At 73.6% G+C, this 26,039-nt stretch carries 24 protein-coding genes; 10 read left to right on the top strand and 14 right to left on the bottom strand.

Going from position 1 to position 26,039, the window contains the following annotated elements:
• Nucleotides 1-111: 111 nt before the first annotated feature.
• From NL142_RS12650 to NL142_RS12635, 4 genes are read left to right on the top strand one after another with little or no spacing between them, the layout of a single operon-like run.
• Nucleotides 112-1,698: a long-chain-fatty-acid--CoA ligase gene (locus NL142_RS12650; RefSeq protein WP_435079997.1), complete on the top strand. Its 1,587-nt coding sequence runs from the start codon at nt 112-114 to the stop codon at nt 1,696-1,698.
• Nucleotides 1,695-2,537: an aldo/keto reductase gene (locus tag NL142_RS12645; protein WP_435079995.1), complete on the top strand. Its 843-nt coding sequence runs from the start codon at nt 1,695-1,697 to the stop codon at nt 2,535-2,537. The genes NL142_RS12650 and NL142_RS12645 overlap by 4 nt, the downstream gene beginning before the upstream one ends.
• Before the next feature lie 47 nt (nt 2,538-2,584).
• Nucleotides 2,585-3,751 carry a magnesium and cobalt transport protein CorA gene (locus NL142_RS12640; protein WP_104235069.1) on the top strand — a complete coding sequence of 389 codons (1,167 nt, stop codon included), beginning with the start codon at nt 2,585-2,587 and terminating at the stop codon, nt 3,749-3,751.
• 40 nt (nt 3,752-3,791) lie between these two features.
• Nucleotides 3,792-5,693, top strand: a complete 1,902-nt coding sequence (locus tag NL142_RS12635; protein WP_435079992.1) for a thioredoxin domain-containing protein — start codon at nt 3,792-3,794, stop codon at nt 5,691-5,693.
• Between the two features lie 4 nt (nt 5,694-5,697).
• On the opposite strand, the gene NL142_RS12630 is transcribed toward NL142_RS12635, so the two are convergent.
• Genes NL142_RS12630 through NL142_RS12610 form a run of 5 tightly spaced genes read right to left on the bottom strand, consistent with a single transcriptional unit; the run spans nt 5,698 to nt 11,113 of the window.
• Nucleotides 5,698-6,666 carry a 5-dehydro-4-deoxyglucarate dehydratase gene (locus tag NL142_RS12630; RefSeq protein ID WP_435079990.1) on the bottom strand — a complete coding sequence of 323 codons (969 nt, stop codon included), beginning with the start codon at nt 6,664-6,666 and terminating at the stop codon, nt 5,698-5,700.
• Nucleotides 6,666-7,898 carry an enolase C-terminal domain-like protein gene (locus NL142_RS12625; protein ID WP_435079988.1) on the bottom strand — a complete coding sequence of 411 codons (1,233 nt, stop codon included), beginning with the start codon at nt 7,896-7,898 and terminating at the stop codon, nt 6,666-6,668. Before NL142_RS12625 ends, NL142_RS12630 begins: the two co-directional genes overlap by 1 nt.
• A gap of 4 nt (nt 7,899-7,902) precedes the next feature.
• Complete coding sequence (locus NL142_RS12620; protein WP_435079986.1) at nt 7,903-8,808, bottom strand: carbohydrate ABC transporter permease; 906 nt, start codon at nt 8,806-8,808, stop codon at nt 7,903-7,905.
• Nucleotides 8,805-9,767, bottom strand: a complete 963-nt coding sequence (locus NL142_RS12615; RefSeq protein ID WP_435079984.1) for a carbohydrate ABC transporter permease — start codon at nt 9,765-9,767, stop codon at nt 8,805-8,807. Before NL142_RS12615 ends, NL142_RS12620 begins: the two co-directional genes overlap by 4 nt.
• A complete protein-coding gene (locus NL142_RS12610) occupies nt 9,764-11,113 on the bottom strand; it encodes an ABC transporter substrate-binding protein (RefSeq protein WP_435079982.1) in 1,350 nt (449 codons plus the stop codon). The genes NL142_RS12615 and NL142_RS12610 overlap by 4 nt, the downstream gene beginning before the upstream one ends.
• Nucleotides 11,114-11,223: 110 nt before the next feature.
• On the opposite strand from NL142_RS12610, the gene NL142_RS12605 reads away from it, so the two are divergent.
• From NL142_RS12605 to NL142_RS12595, 3 genes are read left to right on the top strand one after another with little or no spacing between them, the layout of a single operon-like run.
• Nucleotides 11,224-12,018, top strand: coding sequence for an NAD-dependent epimerase/dehydratase family protein (locus NL142_RS12605; protein WP_435079980.1), 795 nt, complete (start codon nt 11,224-11,226; stop codon nt 12,016-12,018).
• Entirely contained in the window at nt 12,012-12,806 is a 795-nt protein-coding gene (locus NL142_RS12600; protein WP_435079978.1) for an IclR family transcriptional regulator, read from the top strand. Before NL142_RS12605 ends, NL142_RS12600 begins: the two co-directional genes overlap by 7 nt.
• Nucleotides 12,803-13,909: a hypothetical protein gene (locus tag NL142_RS12595; RefSeq protein WP_435079976.1), complete on the top strand. Its 1,107-nt coding sequence runs from the start codon at nt 12,803-12,805 to the stop codon at nt 13,907-13,909. Before NL142_RS12600 ends, NL142_RS12595 begins: the two co-directional genes overlap by 4 nt.
• Here NL142_RS12595 and NL142_RS12590 read toward each other — a convergent pair.
• From NL142_RS12590 to NL142_RS12575, 4 genes are all read right to left on the bottom strand, one after another.
• Complete coding sequence (locus NL142_RS12590) at nt 13,906-14,301, bottom strand: SdpI family protein (protein WP_043583372.1); 396 nt, start codon at nt 14,299-14,301, stop codon at nt 13,906-13,908. The two genes, NL142_RS12595 and NL142_RS12590, sit on opposite strands and share 4 nt — an antisense overlap.
• Nucleotides 14,302-14,338: 37 nt before the next feature.
• A complete protein-coding gene (locus tag NL142_RS12585) occupies nt 14,339-15,706 on the bottom strand; it encodes an L-serine ammonia-lyase (protein ID WP_435079974.1) in 1,368 nt (455 codons plus the stop codon).
• 9 nt (nt 15,707-15,715) lie between these two features.
• Nucleotides 15,716-16,384, bottom strand: coding sequence for a hypothetical protein (locus NL142_RS12580; RefSeq protein WP_435079972.1), 669 nt, complete (start codon nt 16,382-16,384; stop codon nt 15,716-15,718).
• 121 nt (nt 16,385-16,505) lie between these two features.
• Entirely contained in the window at nt 16,506-16,766 is a 261-nt protein-coding gene (locus NL142_RS12575) for a GlsB/YeaQ/YmgE family stress response membrane protein (RefSeq protein ID WP_043583378.1), read from the bottom strand.
• A 185-nt stretch (nt 16,767-16,951) separates the two neighbouring features.
• Here NL142_RS12575 and NL142_RS12570 point away from each other — a divergent pair, with 185 nt between their 5' ends.
• The gene (locus NL142_RS12570) at nt 16,952-17,461 is read left to right on the top strand and encodes a DUF427 domain-containing protein (protein WP_043583380.1); all 510 of its coding nucleotides are present in this window, start codon (nt 16,952-16,954) and stop codon (nt 17,459-17,461) included.
• A gap of 18 nt (nt 17,462-17,479) precedes the next feature.
• On the opposite strand, the gene NL142_RS12565 is transcribed toward NL142_RS12570, so the two are convergent.
• The 4 genes from NL142_RS12565 to NL142_RS12550 form a co-directional block, all read right to left on the bottom strand.
• Nucleotides 17,480-17,998 (bottom strand): CoA-binding protein, encoded by a 519-nt coding sequence (locus NL142_RS12565; protein WP_435081600.1) that lies wholly within the window; start codon nt 17,996-17,998, stop codon nt 17,480-17,482.
• A 236-nt stretch (nt 17,999-18,234) separates the two neighbouring features.
• On the bottom strand, nt 18,235-19,530 hold the full coding sequence (locus NL142_RS12560) for an O-acetylhomoserine aminocarboxypropyltransferase/cysteine synthase family protein (RefSeq protein WP_435079969.1): 1,296 nt from the start codon (nt 19,528-19,530) through the stop codon (nt 18,235-18,237).
• A gap of 88 nt (nt 19,531-19,618) precedes the next feature.
• Nucleotides 19,619-20,623, bottom strand: a complete 1,005-nt coding sequence (locus NL142_RS12555) for a YeiH family protein (RefSeq protein WP_435079967.1) — start codon at nt 20,621-20,623, stop codon at nt 19,619-19,621.
• Nucleotides 20,623-22,350: a dolichyl-phosphate-mannose--protein mannosyltransferase gene (locus NL142_RS12550; protein WP_435079965.1), complete on the bottom strand. Its 1,728-nt coding sequence runs from the start codon at nt 22,348-22,350 to the stop codon at nt 20,623-20,625. Before NL142_RS12550 ends, NL142_RS12555 begins: the two co-directional genes overlap by 1 nt.
• A 225-nt stretch (nt 22,351-22,575) precedes the next feature.
• On the opposite strand from NL142_RS12550, the gene NL142_RS12545 reads away from it, so the two are divergent.
• Nucleotides 22,576-23,118, top strand: coding sequence for a hypothetical protein (locus NL142_RS12545; RefSeq protein ID WP_435079963.1), 543 nt, complete (start codon nt 22,576-22,578; stop codon nt 23,116-23,118).
• Nucleotide 23,119: 1 nt separating this feature from the next.
• Nucleotides 23,120-23,656, top strand: a complete 537-nt coding sequence (locus NL142_RS12540) for a hypothetical protein (protein WP_194684920.1) — start codon at nt 23,120-23,122, stop codon at nt 23,654-23,656.
• Between the two features lie 40 nt (nt 23,657-23,696).
• Here NL142_RS12540 and treS read toward each other — a convergent pair whose 3' ends face one another.
• Nucleotides 23,697-25,943: a maltose alpha-D-glucosyltransferase gene (gene treS, locus NL142_RS12535; RefSeq protein ID WP_435079961.1), complete on the bottom strand. Its 2,247-nt coding sequence runs from the start codon at nt 25,941-25,943 to the stop codon at nt 23,697-23,699.
• Between the last annotated feature and the right edge of the window lie 96 nt (nt 25,944-26,039).

Below are 26,039 nucleotides of genomic sequence, written 5' to 3'. Positions count from 1 at the left end.
CCCCTCCCCGTGGCGGCGGCCCGGAGGTAGCGTCGGGGAAAGGCGCCGGGACACCACGGCGCGCGGGTCGCAGTCGCCGCCCGAGTCGACGACGACCGACGGGATCCACCCATGAGCTCCGACACGCCCCTCCTCGCCACCGACCACCCGACGACGACCGGGTTCGCCTCGGTCTCGGTCGCCGCGATCCTCGCCGAGTCGGCCGAGCGGCACGCCGACCGGGTCGCCGTGGTCGTCGGCGAAGTCTCCACCACCTACCGCGAGCTCTGGGACGAGACGCGCGCCTACGCGGGCGCCCTCGCCGAGCGCGGGGTGGGGGAGGGCACGCGCGTCGCGATGCTCATCCCGAACGTCGCCGACTTCCCGCGCGTCTACTACGCGGTGCTCGCGCTCGGCGGCGTGGTCGTGCCCGTGCACGCGCTGCTGAAGAGCGAGGAGATCGCGTACGTGCTGCGCGACTCCGGATCCGCGCTCCTGGTCTGCGCCGGCCCGCTGCTCGAGCAGGGCGCGAAGGGCGCCGCGCTCGCCGAGGTGCCGGTGATCAGCGTGCTCGTGCCGTCCGACACCGAGGGCGGGCCCGACCGGCTGGAGGAGCTCGCGCAGGCCGCGACGCCCATCCGCACCTACGTGCCGCGTCGGCCGTCCGACACCGCGACGATCCTCTACACGTCCGGCACCACCGGCCAGCCGAAGGGCGCGGAGGGCAGCCACCTCGCGCTCGTGATGCAGGTCGACGTGCTCATCCTCGACACCTTCGACCTGCGCGCCGGCGACCGGATCCTCGGCTGCCTGCCCCTGTTCCACACCTTCGGGCAGACCTGCACCATGAACGCGTCGTTCCGGGCGGGCGCCACGATCGTGATGGTGCCGCGCTTCGACGGCGACACCGCGCTCGCGCTCATGGTCGAGCACGAGACCGAGGTGTTCATGGGCGTGCCCACCATGTACTTCGCGCTGCTCGCGGCCGCCGCCCGGAACCCCGCGCGCCCGGTCCTCCGCTACGCCATCTCGGGCGGCGCCGCGATCCCCGTCGCCGTCATCGACGCGTTCCGCGAGCAGTTCGACGCCGAGATCCACGAGGGCTACGGCCTCACGGAGACCTCCCCCGTCGCGTCGTTCAACCACGTCGGCGTACCGGCGCGGCCCGGCACCGTCGGGAAGCCGATCTGGGGCGTGCAGATCGAGATCGCCGACCCCGAGCACGAGGACCGCGTGGAGCTCGTCGAGCGGGGCGTGCTCGGCGAGATCGTGATCCGCGGCCACAACCTCATGAACGGCTACCTGCACCGCCCCGAGGACACGGCCCGCGCGGTCGTCGACGGCTGGTTCCGCTCGGGCGACCTCGGCACCATCGACGAGGACGGCTACATCCGCGTGGTCGACCGGACGAAGGACATGATCCTGCGCAACGGCTACAACGTGTACCCGCGCGAGGTCGAGGAGGTGCTCGCCCGGCACGAGGCCGTCGCGCAGTGCGCCGTGTTCGGCGTGCCGCACGAGGAGCACGGGCAGGAGATCGTCGCGGCGATCGTGCCGAAGGCGGACGCCACGGTCGACGCGGCGGAGGTCGTCGCGTACATGAAGGAGCGCATCGCCTCCTACAAGTACCCGCGGCGGGTCGAGGTGGTCGAGGCGCTGCCGCTCGGGCCGAGCGGCAAGATCCTCAAGCGGACGCTCGTCGAGCGGTTCGGCGCGTGAGCGGCGGGGTCCTCCGCACCTCCATCCCGTCGGTCGCGATGGGCGACGGCGTCCCCATCCCGCAGTTCGGCGTCGGCACCTACAAGGTGTCGGACGGAGATGCCGAGCGGATCGTCGCGGAGGCGCTCGAGGTCGGCTACCGGCACATCGACACCGCGGCCATGTACGGCAACGAGGAGGGCGTCGGGCGGGCGATCCGCGCGTCCGGGATACCGCGCGACGAGCTGTTCGTCACCACCAAGGTCTGGAACGACGACCACGGGCGCGAGCGGGCGGCCGAGGCGATGCGCCGCAGCCTCGACCGCCTCGGCATGCCCGCTGTCGACCTGATCCTCATCCACTGGCCCGCCGCCGAGCGCGGCCTCTTCGTGGAGACGTGGGAGGCGCTCGCCGAGGCGCGCGCTGCGGGGCTGACCCGCTCCATCGGGGTCTCCAACTTCCTCGTGCCGCACCTCGAGGCGCTGGATGCCGCCGGGCTGCCCGCGCCCGCGGTCGACCAGATCGAGCTGCACCCGCGGCACCAGCAGCGCGCGACGACCGAGTACCTCGCCGAGCACGGGATCGCGGTGCAGGCGTGGAGCCCGCTCGCGCGCGGCGCCGTCGCCGACGCGCCCGTCGTGCGCGACGCGGCCCGCGCGCACGACCGCACGGACGCGCAGGTCGTGCTCCGCTGGCACGTGCAGCGCGGCACCATCGTCTTCCCGAAGACCACGCGGCGCGAGCGGCTTATCGAGAACGCGGACGTGTTCGACTTCGCGCTGACCGATGACGAGATGGCCGGGATCACCGCGCTCGAGTCCGCCGGACGCGTCGGCAGCCACCCTGACCAGGTGGTCTGAGCCGGGCGCTCCCCAGCGGCACGGACGCGTCACCTCCGGCGGGTACCGTGTCCGTCATGTCCCAGCACCGCATCCGCACGCGCCTCAAGTCCGTGGTCTCCCGGGGCGTCGCGCCCCTCGGCGGGCATGCGGGCGGCGCGTCGCGGGCGCGGGCCGAGCGGGAGGATCCGGCGGAGCAGTCGGGCGCGCGCCGCCCGAGCCTCGTCGACAACGGCGTCTACGTCGACGGCTGCCGCGTCGCCTCGCCTGCCACGCTCGCCGACACGTTCCGCGAGCTCGACGAGCGGCCCGACGCGATGGCGTGGATCGGCCTCTACCGCCCCACGGTCGAGGAGCTGCAGGCGCTCGCCGAGGAGTTCGACCTGCACGAGCTCGCGGTGGAGGACGCGGTGCAGGCCCACCAGCGCCCCAAGACCGAGCGCTACAGCTCCACCCTCTTCACCGTGCTGCGCGCGGCCCGCTACGTGGACGACCGCGAGGAGGTGGAGTTCGGGGAGCTGCACGTGTTCCTCGGACGCAACTTCGTGATCACCGTCCGGCACGCCGAGTCGCCCGACCTCTCGGCCATCCGCACGCGCATGCAGGAGCGGCCCGAGCTCCTCACCCACGGGCCGCAGTCGGTGCTGTACGCGATCCTCGACGCCGTCGTCGACGGGTACGCGCCCGTCGTCACGGGCCTCGCCAACGACATCGACGAGATCGAGGACCAGGTGTTCGACGGGGATCCGGCCGTGTCCCGCCGCATCTACGAGCTGTCCCGCGAGGTCATCGACTTCCAGCGCGCGGTGCGCCCGCTCGGCGGCATGCTGCAGCAGCTGCAGGCGGGATCCGGCAAGTACGAGGTGAGCGAGGACCTGCAGCAGGCGCTCCGCGACGTGGCCGACCACGTCATCGTCGTCAACGAGCGCGTGGAGGAGTTCCGCGTGCTGCTGCGCGACATCCTCACGGTGAACTCCACGCTCGTCGGCCAGCGCCAGAACGAGGAGATGCGGGAGCTCAGCGAGTCGAGCAACCGGCAGAGCGTGGAGACCCGCAAGATCTCCGGCTGGGCGGCCATCCTCTTCGCGCCCACGCTCGTCTCGAGCGTCTACGGCATGAACTTCGACATCATGCCGGAGCTGCACTGGGACTGGGGATACCCCTTCTCCCTCGTGCTGATGCTCGGCGTGAGCGGCGTGCTCTACGGCATCTTCCGCAAGCGCGACTGGATCTGACGCCGGGGTCGGCGCCGCGCCCCGCGCGTAGCGTGGACGCATGCCCAACCGCCTCGCCGACGCCGTCAGCCCGTACCTCCTCAGCCACGCGGACAACCCGGTCGACTGGCGGCCGTGGGGCGAGGAGGCGTTCGCGGAGGCCCGCCGCCGCGACGTGCCCGTGCTCGTCTCGGTCGGCTACTCGACCTGCCACTGGTGCCACGTCATGGCGCGCGAGACGTTCTCGGATCCGGCGCTCGCCTCGCGTCTGAACGAGGGGTTCGTCGCGATCAAGGTCGACCGCGAGGAGCATCCGGAGGTCGACGCGGCGCTGATCACCGCGGCCGGCGCGTTCACCGATCAGCTCGGCTGGCCGCTCAACGTGTTCACGACGCCCGAGGGCCGCACCTTCCACGCGGGCACCTACTCGCCGCCCGAACCGCGCGCCGGGCACCCGTCGTTCCGGCAGGTGCTCGACGCCGTCGCCGACGCGTGGACCACGCGGCGCGAGCAGGTCGAGCAGGGCGCGGGGCAGCTGAGCGCCGCGATCCGCGAGGCCTCCGAGCGCGGATCCGTCGCGTCGCCGCTCCCCGACGCCGCCGCGCTCGACCGGGTCGCCGCCGAGCTCGCCTCGTTCGAGGACGCGGAGCACGGCGGGTTCGGATCCGCGCCCAAGTTCCCCGTCGCGCCCGTCGTGCTGCTCCTCGACACGCTCGCGACCTCGGGAGCGCTCACGTCCGAGCGCGCGACGGCGACCGCCGCGCTCGTGCGCCGCACGCTCGAGGCGATGGCCGGATCCGACCTGCGCGATCCGCTCGAGGGCGGCTTCTTCCGCTACTCCACGCGCCGAGACTGGTCCGAGCCGCACTACGAGCGGATGCTCTACGACAACGCGCTGCTCCTCGACGCCTACGCGCGCGCCGGGGACGAGGAGGTCGCCGCGGGCATCGTCGCCTTCCTCACGGGGACCCTGCGGCGGGCGTCGGGCGGGTTCGCCTCGGCGCAGGACTCGGAGAGCACGGTCGGCGGGCGCCGCGTCGAGGGCGGGTACTACGCGCTGGATGCGGCCGGGCGCGCGGCCGAGGAACCGCCGGCCGTCGACGGCAAGGTGCTCACCGGCTGGAACGGGCTCGCGATCGGCGCGCTCGCCCGGGCGGGCCGCGCGTTCGGACGCGGGGAGTGGATCGACGCCGCCCGCGGCGCCGCCGACATGCTGCTCGCGGAGCATGTGCGCGCCGACGGGTCGCTCGTGCGGGCCTCGATCGACGGCCGCGTCTCGCCCGCCGTCGCGACGCTCGAGGACCACGGGATGCTCGCCGACGGGCTCCTCGCGCTGGCGCTCGCGACGGGCGAGGTCGGCTACGCGGTGCGGGCGCGAGGGATCGTGGACGCGCTGATCGCCGCGGCGGACGGCGACCCGCAGCCGGGCGCGGCCGGGTTCCGGGTGCCGACGGGTGCGGATCCGGTGCTCGCGGGCTTCGGCCTCGACCTCGCGTCCGACCCCTCCGAGGGTGCGTACCCGTCCGGCCTCACGGCCGCGTCGTCGGCCGCGCGCGTGCTCGGGCGGCTGACGGCGGATCCGCGCTACGAGCGGGCGGCCCGCGCCGCGCTCGCGACGGTCGCCGCGGGCGGGGCGAGCCGGCCGATCGCGTTCGGCGGCGCGCTCGAGCAGGCGGCGGCGATCGAGGCGGCCGGGCGGCAGCTCGTCGTCGTGCTGCCCGACCAGGCGGAGGCCGGCGACGACCCGCTCGCCGCGATCGCGCACGCGCTGATCCGCCCGCCGCACGTGTCGCTGGTGGTCACGGAGACGGCCGCGCGCGCCTGGGCCGACGCGGGCTTCGAGCTGCTCGCGGACCGCATGGCCGGATCCACCGCCACCGCCTACCTGTGCGCCGACTTCGTCTGCCGCCTCCCGATGACGACGGCCGACGCGCTGCGGGCGCAGTTGGCCGACGCGGCCTGACCGCTCAGGCGACGATGTCCTCCCCGTGGGCGAGGATCCGCTCGAGCTCGGCGAGCTGACGCGGCGACGGATCGACGAGCGGCGCCCGCACGGATCCCACGGGCACCCCGCCCAGCCGCAGCCCCGCCTTGATGAGCGACACCGCGAACCCGGGCGTCTCGTCGCGCAGGCGCACGAGCGGCGTGAAGAACTCGTCGAGCAGGAAGCGCTGCCGCTCGAGGTCGTCGGCGCGGTACGCGGCGTGGAACGCGCTCGCGATCCGCGGCGCCATCGCGAACACGGCCGACGAGTACAGCGGCACGCCGATCGCCCGGTAGGCGGCCTGGCTCGACTCGGCCGTGAGCAGCCCGTTGAAGAACTGCACGTCGTCGCGCCCGGCCCGGCGCGCGGCGAGCACGAAGCGCTGGAACAGGGCCACGTCGCCCGCGCCGTCCTTGATCCCGGCCAGCGTCGGCAGCGCGAGGAGCCGCTCGACCGTGGCCTCCGTCAACTGCGCCTGGCCGCGGTGGTAGGCGATGAGCGGCAGGGGAGTCGTCCGGGCGACGGCCTCGACGTACGCGGCGAGGCCCTCCTGGGGGCCTGCGACGAGGTACGGCGGCAGCACGAGGATCCCGTCGGCGCCGAGCTCGGTGGCCAGCTGCGCGCAGCGGCGCGCGTGCCCGAGCGGCCCGCCGACCCCCGCGATGACGAGGTGCCGGCCGCCCGCCGCGGACACCCCGGCGCGCACGGCCTGCGCGTACTCGTCGATGTCGAGCGCGTGGAACTCGCCCGTGCCGCACGCGACGAACGCGGCGCCCGCGCCCTGGTCGAGGCCGTGGGACACGTGCGCGGCGAGCACGTCGACGTCCACGCGATCGGCCTGGTCGAACGGCGTGACCGGGAAGAAGAGCACGCCCTCGAACGGCGGGAGGAGGCCGGCGGATGCGGGAGCCGGGGCGGTGGCGGGGTGGGCGGCGGTGTCGGTCGTCGTCATCAGAACCTCGGGAGGGTGGGGTCGTAGGCGGGCTGGATGGTCTGCATGTAGCCGGAGTCGTCGCGCGCGGTGCGGCCCGACTCCACGTACACCAGGTGCTGGCGGTCGAGCGCGGCGTGGTCGAGCTCCACGCCGAGCCCGGGACCGGTCGGCACGGCGACGGATCCGCCGACGATCTCGAGCGCGCCCGGCACGATCACGTCGTCGCCGCGGTTCCACGGGTAGTGCGTGTCGCACGCGTACGCGAGCTCGGGGCTGGCTGCGGCGACGTGCGTCATGGCGGCGAGCGAGATCCCGAGGTGCGAGTTGGAGTGCATCGAGAGGCCCACGCCGAAGGTGCGGCAGATCGCGGCGAGCTCCCGGGTGTGCGCGAGGCCGCCCCAGTAGTGGTGGTCGGAGAGCACGATCTGCACGGCGTCCTTCGCGAACGCCTCCCGGATCTGCTCGAAGGTGACGACGCACATGTTCGTGGCGAGCGGCTGCGGCACCTCGGCGGCGACGCGCGCCATGCCGTCGATGCCGAGCACCGGATCCTCCAGGTACTCGAGCACGCCGTCGAGCTCGGCCGCCACGCGCACGGCCGTCTCGTGGGTCCACGCGCCGTTCGGGTCGATGCGCAGCGGGTGCGTCGGGAACGCCTCGGCCAGCGCGCGGATCGCGGCGACCTCCTCGTCGGGCGGGAACACGCCCGCCTTCAGCTTGATGGAGCCGAACCCGTACCGGTCGATGAGGTGGCGCGCCTGCGCGACGATGCCGGCGGGATCCAGCGCCTCGCCGAACGCGTCGGGCTCGGCGCCCGGGTGCGCCGCCCACTTGTAGAAGAGGTACGCGCTGTACGGGACCCGGTCGCGCACGCGCCCGCCGAGCAGCTCGCTCACGGGCAGCCCGGTGATCCGGCCCCACGCGTCGTGCGCGGCCACGTCGATCATGGAGAACACGACGCGGCGCTCCTGCCGGCTGAGCGGTCCGGCGTCGCCGCCGAGCGCGGCGTCCACCGCCCGCTCTATGCCGTGCAGGTCGGTGACGCGGAGGCCGACGATCGCGTCCCGCACGGACGCGACGCGCGCGGCCACGACGGCGCCGCCCTGTCCCTCGCCGAGGCCGACGACCCCGCCGTCCACGACGAGCTCGACGATCGTGCGGAGCGCGAGGGGCTCGTGCACGCCGTCGGCGTTGAGCAGGGGCGGGTCGCGGAAGGCGATGGGGGTGACGACGAGGTCGTGGATGATCATGGTGCTATCCCTTCGTCGCGCCCGAGGTGATCCCCCGGATGAGCGACCGCTGCATGAGCAGGTAGATGACGAGGCTCGGCAGGAGCGCGAGCAGCGCCCCGGCGAGCAGGACGCCCGAGCCGACCGTGGGGTCGGTGCGGAGGACGCTGAGCGCGACCGTGAGCGTGTAGTCGCTCGGGTCGTTAGCGGCGATGAGGGGGAGCAGGTACTGGTCCCAGATCATCATGAAGCCGAAGATCGTGACGACGCCCAGCACCGGCTTGCACAGCGGCAGGATCACGGTCCACAGCATGCGCAGCTCGCCGCAGCCGTCGAGGCGCGCGGCCTCCTCGATCTCGAGCGGGATGTCCTTCATGAACTCCGTCATCACGAGGATCGAGAAGCCCCAGACCGCCACCGGCAGGATCACGCCGAACGGCGTGCCGCGGAGGTCGAGGCCCGTGCCGCCCACGTTCCCGATGACCTGCGACAGCGGGATCGCGATGACCTCCTCCGGCAGCATCATCGTGAGGAGGAACAGCAGCAGCACGAACGACTGGCCGCGGAAGCGGTGCCGGGCCAGCGCGTAGGACGTGAGGATCGCGACGCTCACCTGCAGCACGAGCCCGCCGCCCGCGATCACGAGCGAGTTGCGGAGGTAGCCGAGCACGCCCGAGTCGAACGCGACGCGGAACGACTCCAGCGACAGCCTCTGCGGGAACAGGTGGATGCTCGTCGACGACGTGAAGGCGTCGAACGCGCCGGACACGATGATCACGAAGGGCGCCGCGAACACCACGAAGGCGACGGCGCAGAGCGCGAAGCGGATCACGTTCGACGGGCGGAGGCCGGGCTTCCAGCCGAGCGCGCTGTCGAACTGGCCGTCGTTCCCGCGGCGGGACGCGCCCGTCGGGCGCTCGAGGATGCTCATCGGACCTTCTCCTTGCGGGATGACAGGGCGCGGACGCCCACGGTGAGGCCCAGGGTCGCGAGCAGCAGCAGCACGGAGGCCGCCGACGCCACGCCCAGGTCGTTGGCCTTGAAGCCGAGCGAGAACACCCGGGTCATCCAGACCTCGGTGGATCCCGCGGGTCCGCCGCCCGTGAGCACGTACACCTCGGTGAAGGTGCGGAGGCTGCGGATCGCGGCGAGCGTCAGCACGACGCTGACGGCGGGGCGGAGGGCCGGCATCACGATGTACCGGAAGCGCTGGCGCAGGGTCACGCCGTCGACCGCCGCGGCCTCGTAGAGCGTGCGGTCGATGCCGGTGAGGCCCGCGAGGATGATGACCATGTTGTAGGGCGCGCCCGTCCAGACGCCGACGAGCATCACGTACCCGAGGGCCGTCGACTGGTCGCTGATGAAGCCCTGCGGCGGGATCCCCACCATCCCGAGCAGCGAGTTGAGGAACCCGGTCTCGGTGGGGAAGTAGAGGATCCGCCAGATCTCGCCGATGACCGCGACCGCGGTGACGACCGGCAGGAACACGGCCGTGCGCACGAACCACAGCCGGCGCGACGTGCCCTCCAGCAGCAGCGCGAGCGCGAGGCCGATGATCAGCGCGCCGACCGTCTGCCCGATGCCGAGCAGCACGGTGTGCCCGAGCGCCTCCGTGAAGCGCCGGTCGCGCAGCACGTGCACGTAGTTGTCGAGCCCGAGGAACTTGTCGCCGAGGAACGGCTGGACCTTCACGAAGCTCATCCGGAAGCCCTCGAGCATCGGGATGAACTTGAACAGCGCGCCGAGCACGAGGCCCGGCACCAGGAAGGCCCACGGGATCAGGGAGCGCGTCCGGAACGGCAGGCGGCCCTTCGGCTGCACGGGGCTGCGGCCCGCGGGCGCGCGGCGCTCGGGATCCACGAGGAGAGGTGCGGGGGCGCCGATGCTCATCCCTGCACCCCCTGCTCGTCGAGTTCGTCGGAGAGCTGGGACTGGATGTCGGACAGCGCGCCGGGGATGTCGCTGGAGCAGTCCGCGATGACGCCGTTCAGGCCGTCCGCGACGATCTGGCGGTACGGCGTGAAGTCGATCGCCCACGGGAACGACCTGCCGTGCTCGTCGTAGACCTCCTTCGCGGTGTCCCAGCGCGGGTCGGCCTTCACGGTGCCGATGTCGACCGAGGTGTTGACGGGGATCCGCACCACGGGCTGCGCCAGCACGCCCTGGTCGTTCGTCTTCACCTGCATGGCGAGCTCCTGCGCCTCGGGCGTGATCATGAACTCGGCCAGCTGCTCCTGGAGGTCCTGCTTCTTCGAGGAGGCGCCGAAGTAGATGTTCTCGCCCTCCGCGAAGGAGTCCGTGCCGCCGCCCGGGCCGGCCGGGGTCGGGATCACCTCCACGTTGTCCGCGCCGACCGCCGCGTCGAACGAGCTGAGGTTGTAGGGGCCGGTCTGGTAGATGCCGGCCGTGCCCTGCGCGAAGAACGGCGTGTTGGCGGTGGTGAGGTTGACGGAGCCGGGGACGACCACGCCGGGCGTGCAGAACTGGTCGCGGATCCACTTCACGGCCGTCTCGGTGCCCGGGTTGTCGAAGTCGGCGGTGTAGGTGCCGTCGCCCCCGTCCTTCAGGATGTCGCCGCCGGCCTGCCAGATGTACGACGCGGCCCAGCGGGCGATGTAGCCGTTCTCGGCGCTGCCCGGCACGACCATGCCGTAGGTGTCGGCCTTCCCGTCGCCGTCGGGGTCGTCGTCGGCGAACGCCTTCGCGAGCGCGGAGAGGTCGTCCCACGTCTTGGGCACCGCCAGGCCGAGCTTCTCGCGCCAGTCCTTGCGGATGAAGGTGATGTTCGCCTGGCGCGACCACGGGATGCCGTAGTGGTCGCCGTCGGTGCCGAGCGTGCTCTTCCACGTGGCGTCGGAGATCTGGTCGCCGCCGGCGACGGCGTCGCGGTCGACGGGGCGGAGGAACCCCTGCGACTCGTAGGCGCCCAGGTTGCCCGCGTCGGTGACCATCACATCCGGGAGGCTCCTCTGCTGGGCGCGTGCCTGCAGCTGGGTGTCGAACTCGGGGATGGGCTTGTAGTCGATCTTGATGCCGGTCTTCGCGGTGAAGGCGTCGAACACGAACTGGTACGACGCGGCGTCGTCCGGCGTGCTGCGCGTCCACACCTCGAGGGAGCGGTCGTCCGCGGACGAGCCGCCCCCGTCGTCCGACGCGGAGCAGGCGCTCAGGGTCCCCGCGAGCGCGGCGACGGACGCCAGGGCGATCGCCCTCCGCCCGAGTCGAGTCTTCATCATCGAATCTCCATTTACATGCATGAATGCATTACGTCAGTGTGAATGCGGTGCTAACGTAGGTGGACTCGACGGCGATGTCAATCGCCGCGGCCCGACCCTGGGGAGAAGGCATGACGACCTCGACGCGCATCGTGATCACGGGAGCGGCCGGCATGGCCGGGCGGGGCGTCCGACCCCTGCTGCGGGCGGCGGGCCACGAGCTCGTGCTCCTCGACCTGGTGGATCCGGATCCGGTCGACGGGGAGCGCGCGACCATCGCCTCGGTGCGCGACGTCGCCGCGATGCGCGAGGCCGTGCGCGACGCGGACGTCGTGGTGCACCTCGGGGGCATCAGCCGGGAGCGGCCGTGGGAGGACGTCCTCGCGGCGAACGTCGACGGCACGCGGACCGTGCTCGACTCCGCGCGCGAGGAGGGCGTCCGCCGCGTGCTCCTGGCGAGCTCCACGCACGCCGTCGGCTTCCACCCCGCGCCCGCGGAGCCCGTGGACCACCTGCCGCCCCGGCCGGACAGCCTCTACGGCGTGACGAAGGCGGCCATGGAGGCGCTCGGATCCGTGTACGCCGACCGCCACGCGATGAGCGTCGTGAGCGCGCGCATCGGCACGCTGCTCGACCGGCCGAACGGTCGCCGCTCGCTCTCCACCTGGCTCTCCTTCCCCGACCTCGCGCGGCTCATCGAGGCCGTCGCCGCGCTCGAGGAGCCCGGCCACCACGTCGTCTGGGGCGTCTCGCGCAACACCCGCGCGTGGTTCCGGCCCGACGCCGGCGAGCGGATCGGCTACTACCCTGAGGACGACGCGGAGGCCTTCGCGGGCGGCATCGACGACGTGGACGACGCCGACGGGAACGGCCTCATCGGCGGCGAGTGGGCCGCCCCGGAGCACGCACTGGGAGACGCATGGTGACCGAGGAGCAGGCCGCCGAGCGCGGCGCCCGGCCGGTCAAGTCGGCGGAGCGCACGCTCGCCCTGCTGGAGCGGCTCGCCGCGTCGTCCGAGCCCGTCTCCGTGGTGGAGCTCCACCGCGCGTCCGGCTACCCGCGCTCGAGCCTGCACCAGCTGCTGCACACCATGGCGGCGAGCGGCTGGATCGAGATGCTGCAGGACGGCACGCACGTCTCCATCGGATCCCGCGCGCTCGTCGTCGGCACCGCCTACCTCGACCGCGACAGGGCCCTGCCGCACGCGCTCGCCGCGCTCGAGCGGATCCGCGACGAGACCGGGTACACCGCGCACTACGCGCGCCGCGAGGGCGACCGGGTGCTCTACCTGGCCACGCGCGAGACGACCGAGTCCCGGCGGGCGACCTCGCGGGTCGGCCGCCAGCTGCCCGCGCACGCGACCTCGCTCGGCAAGGCCCTGCTCGCGGAGCTCAGCGCCGAGGAGCGGCGCGAGGCGCTCGGATCCGGCCCGCTCGCCGCCCTCACGCCCCAGACCGTGACCGACCCCGCGGCGCTCGACGCGCAGCTCGACCAGGCGCACGAGCGCGGCTACGCGCACGAGCGCGAGGAGAACCTGGCCGGCGTCAGCTGCGTGGCGGTGAGCGTGGGCTACCGGATCCCCGCGACCGACGCCATCAGCTGCTCCATGCCGATCGACCGCGCGACGCCGAAGGAGGCGGAGCGCGTGGCCCGCATCATCGGCGCGCACGCGGATCGGCTCGCCCAGACGCTGCGGTCGGCGGGCGTGCGGTGAGCGTCTCCTTCTGCGCCTACCCGTGGGACCTGATCGACGACCCGGACGCCGTGGCGCGGGTGCATGCGGCGGGCGCCGACGGCGTGGCCATTGCCGCGGCCTACCACTCCGTGCGGGCCGCGACGCCGCTGCATCCGCGGCACCGCATCGTCGACGCGCGCTCCGCCGCGCTCTACCTGCCCGTGCGCGACGGGGCGTGGGGCGAGCTCCGGCCCGACGACGACACTCCCTGGGTCGGCCCGGACGCGTTCGCGCGCGCCGCCGCGGTCGCGCGAGCCGCGGGCCTGCGCGTCGAGGCGTGGATCGTGCTCACGCACTCGACGTCGGTCGGCACGCGCAACCCGGACAGCTGCGTCGTCAACGCGTTCGGCGAGGCGTACCCCTACGCGCTCTGCCCCGCGCGGCCCGAGGTGCGGGAGTACGCGGCCGCCCTCGTCGCCGAGACGGCCGCGGCGGTGGACCTCGACGGCGTGATGCTCGAGGCGTGCGGCCCCATGGGCCTCGGCCACCTCGGCCACCACGAGAAGACCGCGGGCGCGGACTGGTCGGCCGCCCAGGAGGCGCTGCTCTCGATCTGCTTCTGCACGGTGTGCGTCGCGCTGCTGGCGGAGGAGGGCGCGGATCCGGACGCGCTCCGGGCCGAGGTGCGCGCCCGCGTCGACGCATCCGCGGGGCTCGACGGCCTCGACGCCGTCCTCCGTGTGCGCGGCCGGGCCAGGCGGCAGCTCCTCGACGCGTGCGTCGGGGTGGCGCGCGCGGCCGGCGTGCAGCGCGTCGTGGTGCACGCCCAGGCGGATCCCTGGGCCACCGGTCCGTTCGCCGCGCTCCTCGACGACCTCGACGAGGTGGACGGCGTCGTGGTGCTCGACGCCGTGGCCCACGACCCCGAGGCCATGCGCGGGCTCCGCGAGCGGCTGCCCGGCACCCCCATCGGCGGCTACCTCTGGGCGCTGCCGCCGGCGAGCCCCGCGAGCATCCGTGCCGGCTGGCCCGACGCGGTGCGCGGGCTCGACGACACGTACGTGTACCACCTCGGCCTCATCGGCCGAGAGCGCCTGGCGACCGTGGGCGACGCGCTGCGTGCGGCGGCCGCGCCGCGCTAGTCGCGCCGGGTCCGCGGCGGCCCGTACCGCTCGGCGTCCTGCCGCTCGGCCTCCTGCCGGCGGGCGACCCGCTTGGCCGCCTGCCCCGCGCGGAACGTGCTCCAGACGATCCCGCCGACCAGCAGCAGCCCGCCCCAGCTCGCGACGCTGTTCATCCCGGCACCGGCCGCGATCCCGCCGATGACGCCGCCGATCGCGACGGGCAGGCACGTGCTGCGGAGCGCGGGGAGGGCGGCCACGTGCCCGGCCCGCCAGGCCTCGTCGCTGGCCATGAGGGGGCGCGTGCGGATCCCTATCCAGCCGTTGCGCTTGAGGAGCCCCCAGGCCGCGAGCTGCGTGGTGCCGAGGACCAGCAGCGCCGCGACGGCGAGCAGCAGCGCGGGGACACCCATGCGCCCAGCCTGACACGGCCGGCCGCCGCCGGGGCGCTCAGCACTCGATGACGTTGACCGCGAGGCCCCCGGTGGACGTCTCCTTGTACTTGGTGGACATGTCGAGGCCCGTCTGGCGCATGGTCTCGATCACGGTGTCGAGCGAGACGAGGTGCGTGCCGTCGCCGTGCAGCGCCATGCGGGCGGCGTTCACGGCGGTCGACGCGGCGATGGCGTTGCGCTCGATGCACGGGATCTGCACGAGCCCGCCCACGGGATCGCACGTGAGGCCGAGGTGGTGCTCCATCGCGATCTCGGCGGCGTTCTCGACCTGCCGCGGGGATCCGCCGAGCACCGCGCACAGGGCGCCGGCAGCCATCGCGCACGCCGTGCCGACCTCGCCCTGGCAGCCGGCCTCCGCGCCCGAGATGGACGCGTTGGCCTTCACGAGCGAGCCGATCGCGGTGGCGGTGAGCAGGAAGTCGCGGATCCCGTCGCGGTCGGCGCCGGGCACGAACCGCAGGTAGTAGGAGCCGACCGCGGGGATGATGCCGGCCGCGCCGTTCGTGGGCGCCGTGACCACGCGCCCACCGGACGCGTTCTCCTCGTTGACCGCGAGCGCGAACGCGTGCAGCCACTCGTGCGAGGTGTCGCGCGCGCTCTCGGCGTCGATGGTCGCGAGCTGCGACGCGACGCGCGCCGCCCGGCGTCGCACGTTGAGCCCGCCCGGCAGCGTGCCCTGGCCGCCGAGGCCCGCGGTCACGCACGCGGCCATGGCGTCCCAGATCGCGTCGAGCCCGGCGACCGCGCGGCGGGATCCGTGGATCGACTCCTCGGTGTCGCGCGCGACGTCGGCGATGGAGCGCCCGGTGGTCTCGGCCAGCTCGATCAGCTCGTCGGCGTTGGAGAACGAGTGCGGCAGTCCGGTGGGCAGCACGGCCGAGGGCGCCTGGTCCTCGCGCAGCACGAAGCCGCCGCCGACCGAGAACCACGTGCTCTCGAGCACCGTGCCGCCGTCGGCGTCGAGGGCCGCGAGGTGCATCGCGTTGGGGTGGCGGGGGAGGCGCGTGAACGGCTCGAACGTGAGGTCGCGGCCCACCATCCGCACCGGGTGGATCCCCGCGAGCGGCACGTCGACGCCCTCGCCGAGCCCGGACCAGCGGCCGCGCACCTCGTCCGGGTCGCACGTCTCGGGCGCGAGGCCGGCCAGCCCCGCGACGACCGCGTCGGGCGTGCCGTGGCCGAGGCCGGTGGCGCCGAGCGAGCCGAAGAGCCGCACGGTGACGCGCGCGATCTCCGTGAACCGCGGCGACGCCTCGCACTCCCGGGCGAAGAGCAGGGCCGCGCGCATGGGTCCGACGGTGTGCGAGCTCGACGGCCCGATCCCGATGGAGAAGAGGTCGAGTGCCGAGACGTACGCTGTCATCCCGTCAGACTATGCCGCCGCCTCCGCGCGGTCCGCCGCGGGGGCGCTCGCGGGACCGGCGGATGCGCCGGACGGCCGGCGGGCGGGCCCGCGCGAGGCGAGCGCCAGCCAGGTCCAGCCGATGGCGAGGCCGAGCATGGTGATCACGCCGCGCGGGAAGAAGATGTGGCTGTCGACGAACGACACGGCCGCGACCACGGCGATCGCCGCTCCCGGCAGCGCCCGCAGCCCCGCGTGCCGGATCACGAGCGCGCTCGCGAGCACGGTGACCGCGACGTACGACCACACGCCGGTGACGACGATCCCGTCCGCGAGCGCGTACATGGTGGTCACGCCCTGCCCGCCCTCGAGCTTGAGGGCGCCGGCCGCGATGCCCGCGAGGATGTCGAGCGCCTGGTAGCAGACGGCGTACGCGAAGCCGAGGACGATCGCGAGGATCCCGAGGCGGCGGTCGTGGCGGCGCGTGACGAGGATCGGCGCGATGGCGAGCAGCGGGAAGACGGGGAGGAGCGCGATGTGCAGGTCGCGCCAGTGCATCGCGGTGTCGTCGGTCAGCGAGCTCGGGTGCGACAGGCCCGCGGCGGCGAGGGCCAGCGGCGGGAGCGCGACGGCGACGAGGACGGCGGCCGTGCGGGAGCGGGAGGGTGAGGAGGAGGGCGGGGCGACGGCGTCGGGCATGCGGTCATCGTAGGCAGACCCCGCCGCGCGACCCGCCCGGATCAGGATCCCGACATGACGAGAGCCCCCGCCGCCGATCCGGTCCGGATCAGGCGGCGGGGGCTCCGCGGAGCAGGAAGGACTAGGCCTTCTTGCGGCCCACGATCGCGCCGTAGACCAGCAGGACGATGATCGCGCCGACGATGGCGAGCGCGAGCGAGCCGAGGTCGAAGCCGTCGACCGGCTTGTTGAAGAGAGCGCTGCCGATGAAGCCGCCGAGGAAGGCCCCGACGACGCCCAGGATCAGCGTGACGATGATTCCGCCACCCTGCTTGCCCGGGAGGATCAGCTTGGCGAGCGCTCCGGCGATCAGACCCAGAACCAGAAAACCGATGATGCCCATGTGCGTTACTCCTCGAAGATCTCTTGCTGTGTGACACCCGAATGCGGGTGGACGAGTCCCAGTCAAGCACCCGGAGGACCATTCGTGCAAAAACGTTTAGTGGATACGTCTTTACCGGACGGGGGCGCGAGGCCCGTCCCGTCGGGGGATCCGGGGCGCTCAGGAGCCCGCGGTACCGTCGGCGCATGCGCATCCCACCCGCCCGACGTCCCCGCGAGATCCCCGGCGAGGGGCAGGAGTCGGTGTGGGACTACCCGCGACCGCCGCGCGTGGATCCGTCGTCCGAGCGCATCGTGATCGAGCTCGGCGGACGCGTCGTCGCCGACAGCCGATCCGCGGTGCGGGTGCTCGAGACCAGCCACCCGCCCGTCTACTACCTGCCCTCCGCCGACTTCGCCGCGGGAGTCCTCTCGTCCGCGGCCGGCCGGTCGTGGTGCGAGTACAAGGGGGAGGCGTCGTACCTCTCGCTCACGGCCGGCGGCGTCACGGCCGACCGCGCCGCCTGGTGGTACCCGTCGCCCACGCGCGGCTTCGAGGTGCTCGCCGACAAGGTCGCCGTGTACCCGTCTCGGATGGATCGCATCACGGTCGACGGCGTCACGGTCGAGGCCCAGGAGGGCGACTTCTACGGCGGCTGGATCACGCCGCGCGTGGTCGGCCCCTTCAAGGGCGCGCCGGGCACGCTCGGCTGGTGATGCGGGCGGGCGTCTCCGCTAGACCGCGGCCTTCCGCGAGCTGATGACGCCGGTGTCGAAGCCGAGCAGGTGCAAGCCGCCGTGGAAGCGCGCGTGCTCGACCTTGATGCACCGGTCCATCACGACCGTGAGGCCGCGCGCCTCCGCGTCGACCGCCGCCTCCTCGTTCCAGATGCCGAGCTGCACCCAGATGACGCGCGCGCCGATCGCGGCCACGTCGTCCACGACGGACGGGATGTCGCTCGCCTTCCGGAAGACGTCGACGATGTCGGGCACCTCGGGCAGCGACGCGAGGTCCGGGTAGGCCTCCTGCCCCAGGATCTCGGTGGCGTTCGGGTTCACGAAGTACACGCGGTAGTCGCTCGACTGCTGGAGGTACGTGCCGACGAAGTAGCTGGACCGGGCCGGGTTCGGCGAGGCGCCGACGATGGCGACGGACTTCGCGCGGCGGAGGATCGCCTGGCGCTCCTTCGCGCTCGGGCCGGTCCACGTGCGCTCGGAGCGGAGGAGCGCGGCGAGCGGGCTGGAGCGGGGGATCGCGCAGGTGAGGCCGTTCTGGAGCTGGGTGGTCTGGGTGCCGTCGGCGTCGGGGTCGGTGACCGGCTCGACGGGCGTGGATCCTTCCGCATCGTCCGCGTGCGCCCCGGCGGCATCGCCGGCTGCGCGGTCGGCGGCCTCCTCGGCCGGGTCGAGGGGCTCGAGGTCCGCGGCGTCGGCCGCCGGATGGGGCGCGGATCCGGTCTGCTCGGGCGGGACACCGCCGGTATCGAAGCTCACTTCGCTCCCTCCGTGGCGGCGGTCAGCGCCTGGTCCAGGTCGTGGATGATGTCGGCGACGTCCTCGATGCCGACGCTGATGCGGACGATCCCGGGCAGCACGCCCGCGTCCACCAGCTGCGCCTCGCTCAGCTGCGCGTGGGTCGTGGACGCCGGGTGGATGACGAGCGTCTTGGCGTCGCCGATGTTCGCGAGGTGGCTCGCGAGCTCCACCGACTCGATGAAGCGCTGGCCCACCGCGCGGCCGCCCGCGACCTCGAACGTGAACACGGATCCGGGTCCCGTCGGCAGGTACTTGCGCGCCCGCTCGTGGTGCGGGTGCGCGGGGAGGCCGGCCCAGTTGACGGCGGTGATGCGCGGATCCTGATCGAGCCACTCGGCGACGGCCCGCGCGTTGTCGATGTGCGCCTGCATCCGGTACGGGAGGGTCTCGACGCCCTGCGCGAGGAGGAACGCGGAGTGCGGCGCGAGCACGGGCCCGATGTCGCGGAGCTGCTCGGCGCGGAGCCGCGTGAGGAACGCGTACTCGCCGAAGTTGCCGGTCCAGTTGAGGCCTCCGTAGCTCGGCACGGGCTGATCCAGCAGCGGGAAGCGCGCGCTCTCCCAGTCGAAGAGGCCGGACTCGACGACGACGCCGCCGAGCGTGGTGCCGTGCCCGCCGAGGAACTTGGTGGCCGAGTGGATCACGATGTCGGCGCCCCACTCGATGGGCCGGTTGAGGTACGGGGTCGCGATGGTGGAGTCGATGACGAGCGGCACGCCCGCCGCGTGAGCGACGGCGGCGAGCCCCTCGATGTCGGCGATCTCGCCCGACGGGTTCGCGACCGTCTCCGCGAAGACCAGCTTGGTGCGGTCCGTGATCGCGGCGGCGTAGTCGGCCGGATCGCTCGACTGCACGAAGGTGGTCTCGACGCCGAAGCGGCGGAGGGTCACGTCGAGCTGGGTGATGGATCCGCCGTAGAGGTTGGCGGAGGCGACGATGTGGTCGCCGGCGCCCGCGAGCGAGGCGAAGGTGATGTACTGCGCGCTCAGCCCGCTCGACGTCGCGACCGCGCCGAGCCCGCCCTCGAGGCTCGCGACGCGCTCCTCGAACGCGGCGACCGTGGGGTTCGACAGGCGCGAGTAGACGTTGCCGTACTTCTGCAGCGCGAAGCGCGCGGCGGCGTCGGCGGTGTCGTCGAAGACGAACGCGCTCGACTGGTAGATGGGGAGGGCGCGCGCACCCGTGGTGGCGTCGGGGATGTTGCCCGCGTGGATCGCCCTCGTCTTGAACCCGTACTCGCGATCGACCATGGGGATGACGCTAGCCCGCGCTCCCGACGGTTCCCCGGCCGCGCCGTAATGCGGCGACATGCGGACGGCGGCATCGGCGGCCTGCGGATCAGGAGAGGCGCACGGCCGCGAGCGCGAGGCCCGCGATGAGCGCCCACGAGAGGAGGCCGGCGGCGAGCGCGGATCCGCCCTGGCCCACGAGCTCGCGGAGGCGCACCGCGGATCCGAGCGCCACGAGCGCGATCGCCAGGAGCGCGGTCTGCGCCACCTGCGCCGCGTCGAGCACGCCGACGGGCAGCGGCACGAAGGTGCGCACCAGCACGGCGGCGAGGAAGCCGAGCACGAACAGCGGCACGATCGGCGGACGCGCGGCGCCCTCGACACGGCCCTCGCGGCGACGCATCACGACCCCCGCGACGGCGACCACGGGCGCGAGCAGCAGCACGCGCGTGAGCTTCACGGCGATCGCGATGGTGAGGGCGGCGGATCCCGCGATCTGCGCGGTCGCGACGACCTGCCCCACGTCGTGCACGCCGGCACCCACCCAGTGGCCGAACGCGACGTCGTCTAGTCCGAGCGGGCCCGCGAGCGGCGGCAGCACGGCGATCGCGAGCGTGCCGCAGAGCGTGACGAGCGCGACGGGCGCGCCCTGGTCGGCGGGCTTCGCGCGAGTGACGCCGGCCATCGCGCCGATCGCGCTCGCGCCGCAGATCGAGAACCCGGTCGCGAGGAGGAGCGGCTGCTGGCCCGGCATGCGCAGCGCCCGGGCGATCGCGTAGGTGCCCGCGAACGCGAGGACCACGACCGCGACGACGAGCAGCACCGCGCGCCAGCCGAGGCCGACGATGTCGGAGAGGCCGAGCTGCAGGCCGAGGAGGACGACGCCGATCCGCATCAGCCGCTTCGACGCGAGCGTGAGGCCGGGCTTGAGCGGGCCGGTGAGCGCGGGCCGGGCCGCGGGGATCTGCGCGGCGACGATGCCGAGGGCGACCGCGACCGTGAGCAGCGGGATCGCCGGGACGAGCGCGTGCACGGCCCACGCGACGAGCGCGGCCGCCGCCGCGGCGCCGAGGCCGGGGAGCGCGGGGTGGAGGCGCGTGGCGGTGGCGGGCATCAGATCCAGCCCGAGGGGATCCACGCGTGCAGCCGCCAGAACCACGTGGGCACGAGCTGCCCGGTCCACAGCGGGTAGAAGAACGCGCTGACGAGGGCGCAGACCACGAGGATCACGCCGACGATCACGATCCCGCGCGTGCGCCTCGGCCGGGGATCGCGGCGGTCGCCAAGGATCATCCCCAGCACCATCGCCAGGCACAGGATGAGGTACGGCTCGAAGGCGATCGAGTAGAACTGGAAGACCGTGCGGTTCACGTAGAGCAGCCACGGCAGGTACCCGACGACCATGCCCATGAGCACGAGGCCCACGCGCCACTCGCGGCGGGCGGCGAGCCGGTAGACGAGGTACAGCATCGCGGCGACGGACAGCCACCAGATGATGGGGTTCGCGATCGAGGTGATGGACGCCGAGCACGCGTCGATCGTGCAGCCCGACTCCCCGTAGCCGTAGCCCTCGTAGTAGAACTGCGTCGGCCGGTAGAGGAGCAGCCAGAGGCGCGGATCCGCGCGGTACGGGTGCGTGACGTCGAGGCCCACATTGAACGCGTACTGCTGCGCGAGGTAGTGCCACAGGCTCTGGATCGACAGGGGCACCCACGCGAGCCCGCCCTGCCAGGCGTTCGCGCCCTCGGCCGCCCAGTTCCGGAAGTACCCGTTCGAGGTCGCGAACCAGCCCGCGTACGAGGCGAGGAACGCGGCGATCGCAGGTGGGACGAGGAGGAGGAAGGAGACGGGACCCTGGACCGCGGCGCCCGCCGTGAACCACGCGGCGAGCCCGTGCCGGCGGCGCAGCAGCATGTCGGTGAGCACCACGTAGAGGCCGAAGCCCGCGAGGAAGAAGATGCCTGACCACTTGACGGAGGAGGTCGCTCCGAACGCGAGGCCCGCCGCGATGAGCCACGGACGCCAGAGGATGACGGGTCCGAACTCCAGCGGCCGCGCGTCGCTCGGGCGTGCTTCGCGGCGGAGGGCGAGCAGCCGCTCGAACCGGCGCTCGTGCCAGGTGCGGTCGAGGAGGATCGCCCCGAAGCCCAGCAGGCCGAAGAACATGACGTGCGTGTCGAGCAGCGCGATGCGGCTCATCACGATGGCGTGGCCGTCGATCGCGAAGAGGAACCCGGCCATCGTCGCGACGACCGCCGAACCCGTGAGGCGGCGGGCGATGAGCATGAGCAGGACGACCGCGAGCGTGCCGACGACGGCCGTCGCGATGCGCCAGCCGACAGGATCCGCGGCGCCGAACACGGCGAGGCCGAGCGCGATGATCCACTTGCCGAGCGGTGGATGCGCCACGAACGCGGGCGCCTGCAGGTACCCGTCGGTCTGCCCGGCGATGAAGTCGGGATTCGGATCGGTCGGCCACGACCCCTCGTAGCCGAGGTGGAGGAGGGTCCACGCGTCCTTCACGTAGAAGGTCTCGTCGAACACGAGCGTGGCCGGGTGGCCGAGGCTCTGGATCCGGAGGATCGCCGCGAGCAGCGTGATGGCGATCGGGCCGCCCCAGTGCCAGGCGCGGCGGCGGGCGGGGGTGGAGACGAGGCGCGCCCAGAGCTCGTCGAGGCGGGATCCGTGGGCGGTGACCGCGCGCTCGCCGGCGCGCTGCGACGCCCGGGTCGGCGTCGCGTCCGGGTCGAGGGCGGTGTCCGCGGTCACGGGAGCCGGTGTGCCGGTCGCCTGCGTGCCGTCGTCCCCGTGCTCGGCGGGGCGGTAGGGCGAGTCGGGCACGGCTCATCATCGCACGCACGTGCGCCGGCGCCCGGGTCGCGGACGCTCGGCGGCTCCGGGTGCGCGTCGGGACGCCGTGAGGTTCGCGGCCGCGGCCGTAGGGGTGTCGTGAGCGGGCTCGCGGTCGGGATCCGCGCGGAGGTGGACTGGGCGCATGCCCTTCCCGTGCCGCGTGCCTCCCGTCCCCGTCCGTCCCGTCCGCGACCGCCGTGCGCGGGTGCGGCGATGAGCGTCCTCGCGGCGGTCGCGCCGCCGCGCGTGGATGCACCGGCCGCGACCGCGCCCGCCGCGCTCGACGACGTCGTGGTCGCCGGGGTCTCGATGCGGCGGCTCGTGGAGGTGTGCGGGACCCCGTGCGTCCACTCCGGCGATGCCGCGGGGATCCACGGCGACGGGGACGGCTGCGGCGCGCTCGTCGTCGTGGCGGTGACGGCCGTCCTCGCGGGACGCGTCGGGGAGCGCGTCGTGTGCGTCGACGGGCACCTCGACGGCGTGGACGCGCGCTGGGCGGAGGCGCGCGTCCTCGGCCGGGCGGTCGGCGGCCGGTCGCTGGCCCGGATCGTCGCGGCCGCGCCGACGTCGGGGGCGGCCGCGGTCGCGCTGCCCGACGACCTGGCGGTCGGGGACCTCGTCGTCGTGCCGTGCGGGGGATCGCCCGCCCTGCACGACGTGCGGCTGAGCGGGCGCCCCGTGGGGACGGGGCTCGTCCGAGGCGGCCGCGGCGCGGGGGAGCGCCGCGTACCGCCGCGTCGCCGGAGGAGGCACTGAGATGCGCGCGCCGCTCGTCGACCCGTCCGCCGGCGGCAGCCGGGCGCGGACGCCGCGCATGTCCTTCGCGGGCGACGCCATCCCGGCGCTCGCCGACCTGCGCGCCGGGCTCGACGGCCGGGACGAGGAGGATCCGCGTCCTGTGCGCGCGCTCGTCGTGGGCGTCGACGCCCAGGCCGGCGGGATCCGCGGGGTCCACGCCGCCGCCCGGTGCCTGCGTGCGGTGAGGGTGCCGGATCACCTGCCGGAGCTGCGGCACCTGGTGGTCGTGGTCGGCGGGCGCGTCGGGGCGATCCGGCCCGACCTCCGCGCGCTCGACGCCTGGGTGGTGCGCACGCACGCGGGGCTCGAGCGCACGCGCGGCGACGACGTCGCCGTGACGGGGATCCTCGCGTCCGGCTGCGTGACGCCGCGGCTCCTCACGAACCGGGTCGTCGACCTCGTGCGGCACCCGATCGCGGCGCCGCGGATCGCCGTCGAGTGGGCGGACATCCGCGACCGGCGGATCCGCGACGTCGCCCTCGAGGCGTGGTGCTGATCCGCCTGCCGTCGCGCTCGCGGCCCGGGGGCGGGGCGGCCTAGGCCTCCTCGGCCTCCTGCTCCTCGTCGAGCAGCAGGAACAGGCCCGCGTAGGGCTCGAGCTGCACGGGGAAGCTCGACAGGTCGTCGACCGTGCCGACCTCCTCGCCCGTGGTCGCGTCGCGGACGACGCGGCGGGCGGGGAGCTCCTCGGAGCGCACGGTCGCGAGGATCGGCTCGCCCGTGAAGTTCAGCACCGTGAGCTGCAGGCGCGCGTCGGCCTCCGGGTCGCCGTTGTCGAGCCGGTGCACCATCACGAGCATGCCGTGGTGGCCCACGTCCGGGACGTCGACCTGCGTGCCGAGCGCGACGTCGAAGCGCTCGCGCACCTCGAGCACGCTGCGGAGCCCGGAGACGAACGACTGCGGGTCGTCGACCTGCGCGGGCAGCGATCCGTACAGCGAGCGACCGCGCGGCATGCCGGATCCGGATCCGGTCGCCTCGGGCGCCGCGTCGAGCAGGTCGTGCCCGCCGCGGTGCACCCAGCGGGTGTCGCCGCCCTCGATGAGGTCGGCCACCTGCGACGCCTGCAGCGGCAGCACGCCGAGGAGGTCCCACGCGGAGAGCGCGAAGACGCCCGGCTGCCACGCGTTGAACTTGGCGAGCAGGAGGTGCGCGGCGCGGATCCCCGCGACGTCGTCGTCCCCGATCGCGTCGAGCGTCGTGAAGCCCTGCGCCGCCGCGATGACCGACGCCGTGGTGCAGGCGATGCCGTTGGTCGTGAACACGTGGTTGTAGTCCGCGCTGTCGCCCGTGAGCTCCTCGAGGAGGTCGCCGCGGATGGTCTCCGCGAGGTCCGCGCCCGTCATCTCGTCGCCGCGGAACGGGAAGACGTCCGCGCAGTGCTCGGTCGCCCAGTGCACGAGCTCGTAGGTCAGCTCGTCGTGGTTCTGCAGCGCGTGCACGAGGGTCACGGGCTCGACGCCGACCTCGAGCGAGGTGCGGAGCGTCAGGCGCAGGAACTCGGTGTCGCCGGTCGCGAGCGCGTGCTGGTACGCGGGCCGGTTGATGAAGTCGTAGGAGAGGTCGGCGCCGACGCGGCCGGTGTCGCGGATGTCCTCCATCGTGAGGTTCAGCTCCTGGAAGGAGAACCCGCCGACCTTGCGGACCATGCTCGCGATGAGGTGGTTCGCCGCCTCCGAGAGCGGGTGTCCCTCGGACCACGCCGGGCCCTCGACGCTCTTCTCCACGCCGAGGAAGCCGTTAGCGTCGAGGCGCAGCGCGCTCGCGCCGAGGTCGCCGAGCGAGTGCAGCGCGTCGCCGATGACCATCCGCATGCCGGCGAACGTGGGGTCGAGCCAGTTGATGGAGGGCTGGCCCTGCTTGAAGTAGTGCAGGTACACCCAGCGGCGCGTGCGGCCGTCGACGCCGAGCACGGGCGCGGTGGCGCTCCAGTTGGTCTCCTTGACGCCGGGCGCGTAGAAGATGACGCGCTGCAGGCGGCCGATGATGTAGCCCTGGTCGGCGAGCGCCTGCTCGGCGGCCACGTCGAGGTTCACGGCGTCGCGGCCGGGGAGCACATCGGGCAGCAGGCCCCAGTCCTCCTCGGGGATCTCGACCATGTGGTAGATCCCGGGGAAGTCCTTGTAGCCCATCTCCGCGAGGCGGAAGTCGGCGCCCTTGCCGGTGTGGCCGGGCACGATGTCGTCGATGACGCTGCCGCCGTGCTGGTCGGCGACCTCGGTGAGGCGGCGGAACTCGTCCTCCGTGCCGAAGGCCGCGTCGATCTGGGTGCTGATGCGGTCGAAGTGGCCGTCGACGCTCGCGGTCTGCGACCACTCGGTGATGCCGCCCGCGAGCTTCACGGGTCCGGTGTGCACGGCCTCGATGCCGATGGACTGGAAGATCTCCCACAGCTGCGGGTCGCCGAGCGCGCCGAGGTACGACTCGCCCTCCTTGGTGATGAGCGAGATCGGGTACGCCGTGAACCAGACCGACGCCGTGTCGATGGCCCGGCGCGCGTCCGGCCGGGCGTAGGGGTTCGACCACATGCTGGGCGATCCGGAGAGGCCGCGGCTCAGCACGTCGGCGTCGCCGAGCATCGACTGGCGGCGGAGCCACTCCACGTAGGAGGGGTTCGACGCGTCGGCGGCGCGCGGGTCGTTCGACGATCGGCGGATCCCGCTGGCGCGCAGCTGCGGGCGGGCGCGGAGCCGGGCGGGGCGGGCCGGGAAGCGCTCCTCGTCGTACGTGATCTCCGTGGGCTCCGGCTCGGGGATCGCGTTCGTCTCGATGGCGTCGTCCACTGGTGCTCCTCGGGGTGGGTGGTGGTGCGTCGTGCCCGATCCGGGCAGCGTCGGCCCGCGGGGCCGCTGTCCCGAGCGTACGCAGGATGCGGGGGC

The sequence above is a fragment of the Clavibacter quasicaliforniensis genome, assembly GCF_051201715.1.
GTDB lineage: Bacteria > Actinomycetota > Actinomycetes > Actinomycetales > Microbacteriaceae > Clavibacter > Clavibacter seminis.
Note: the sequence above shows the minus strand (reverse complement) of the source record. Positions and strands in the feature narration are given on the sequence as shown.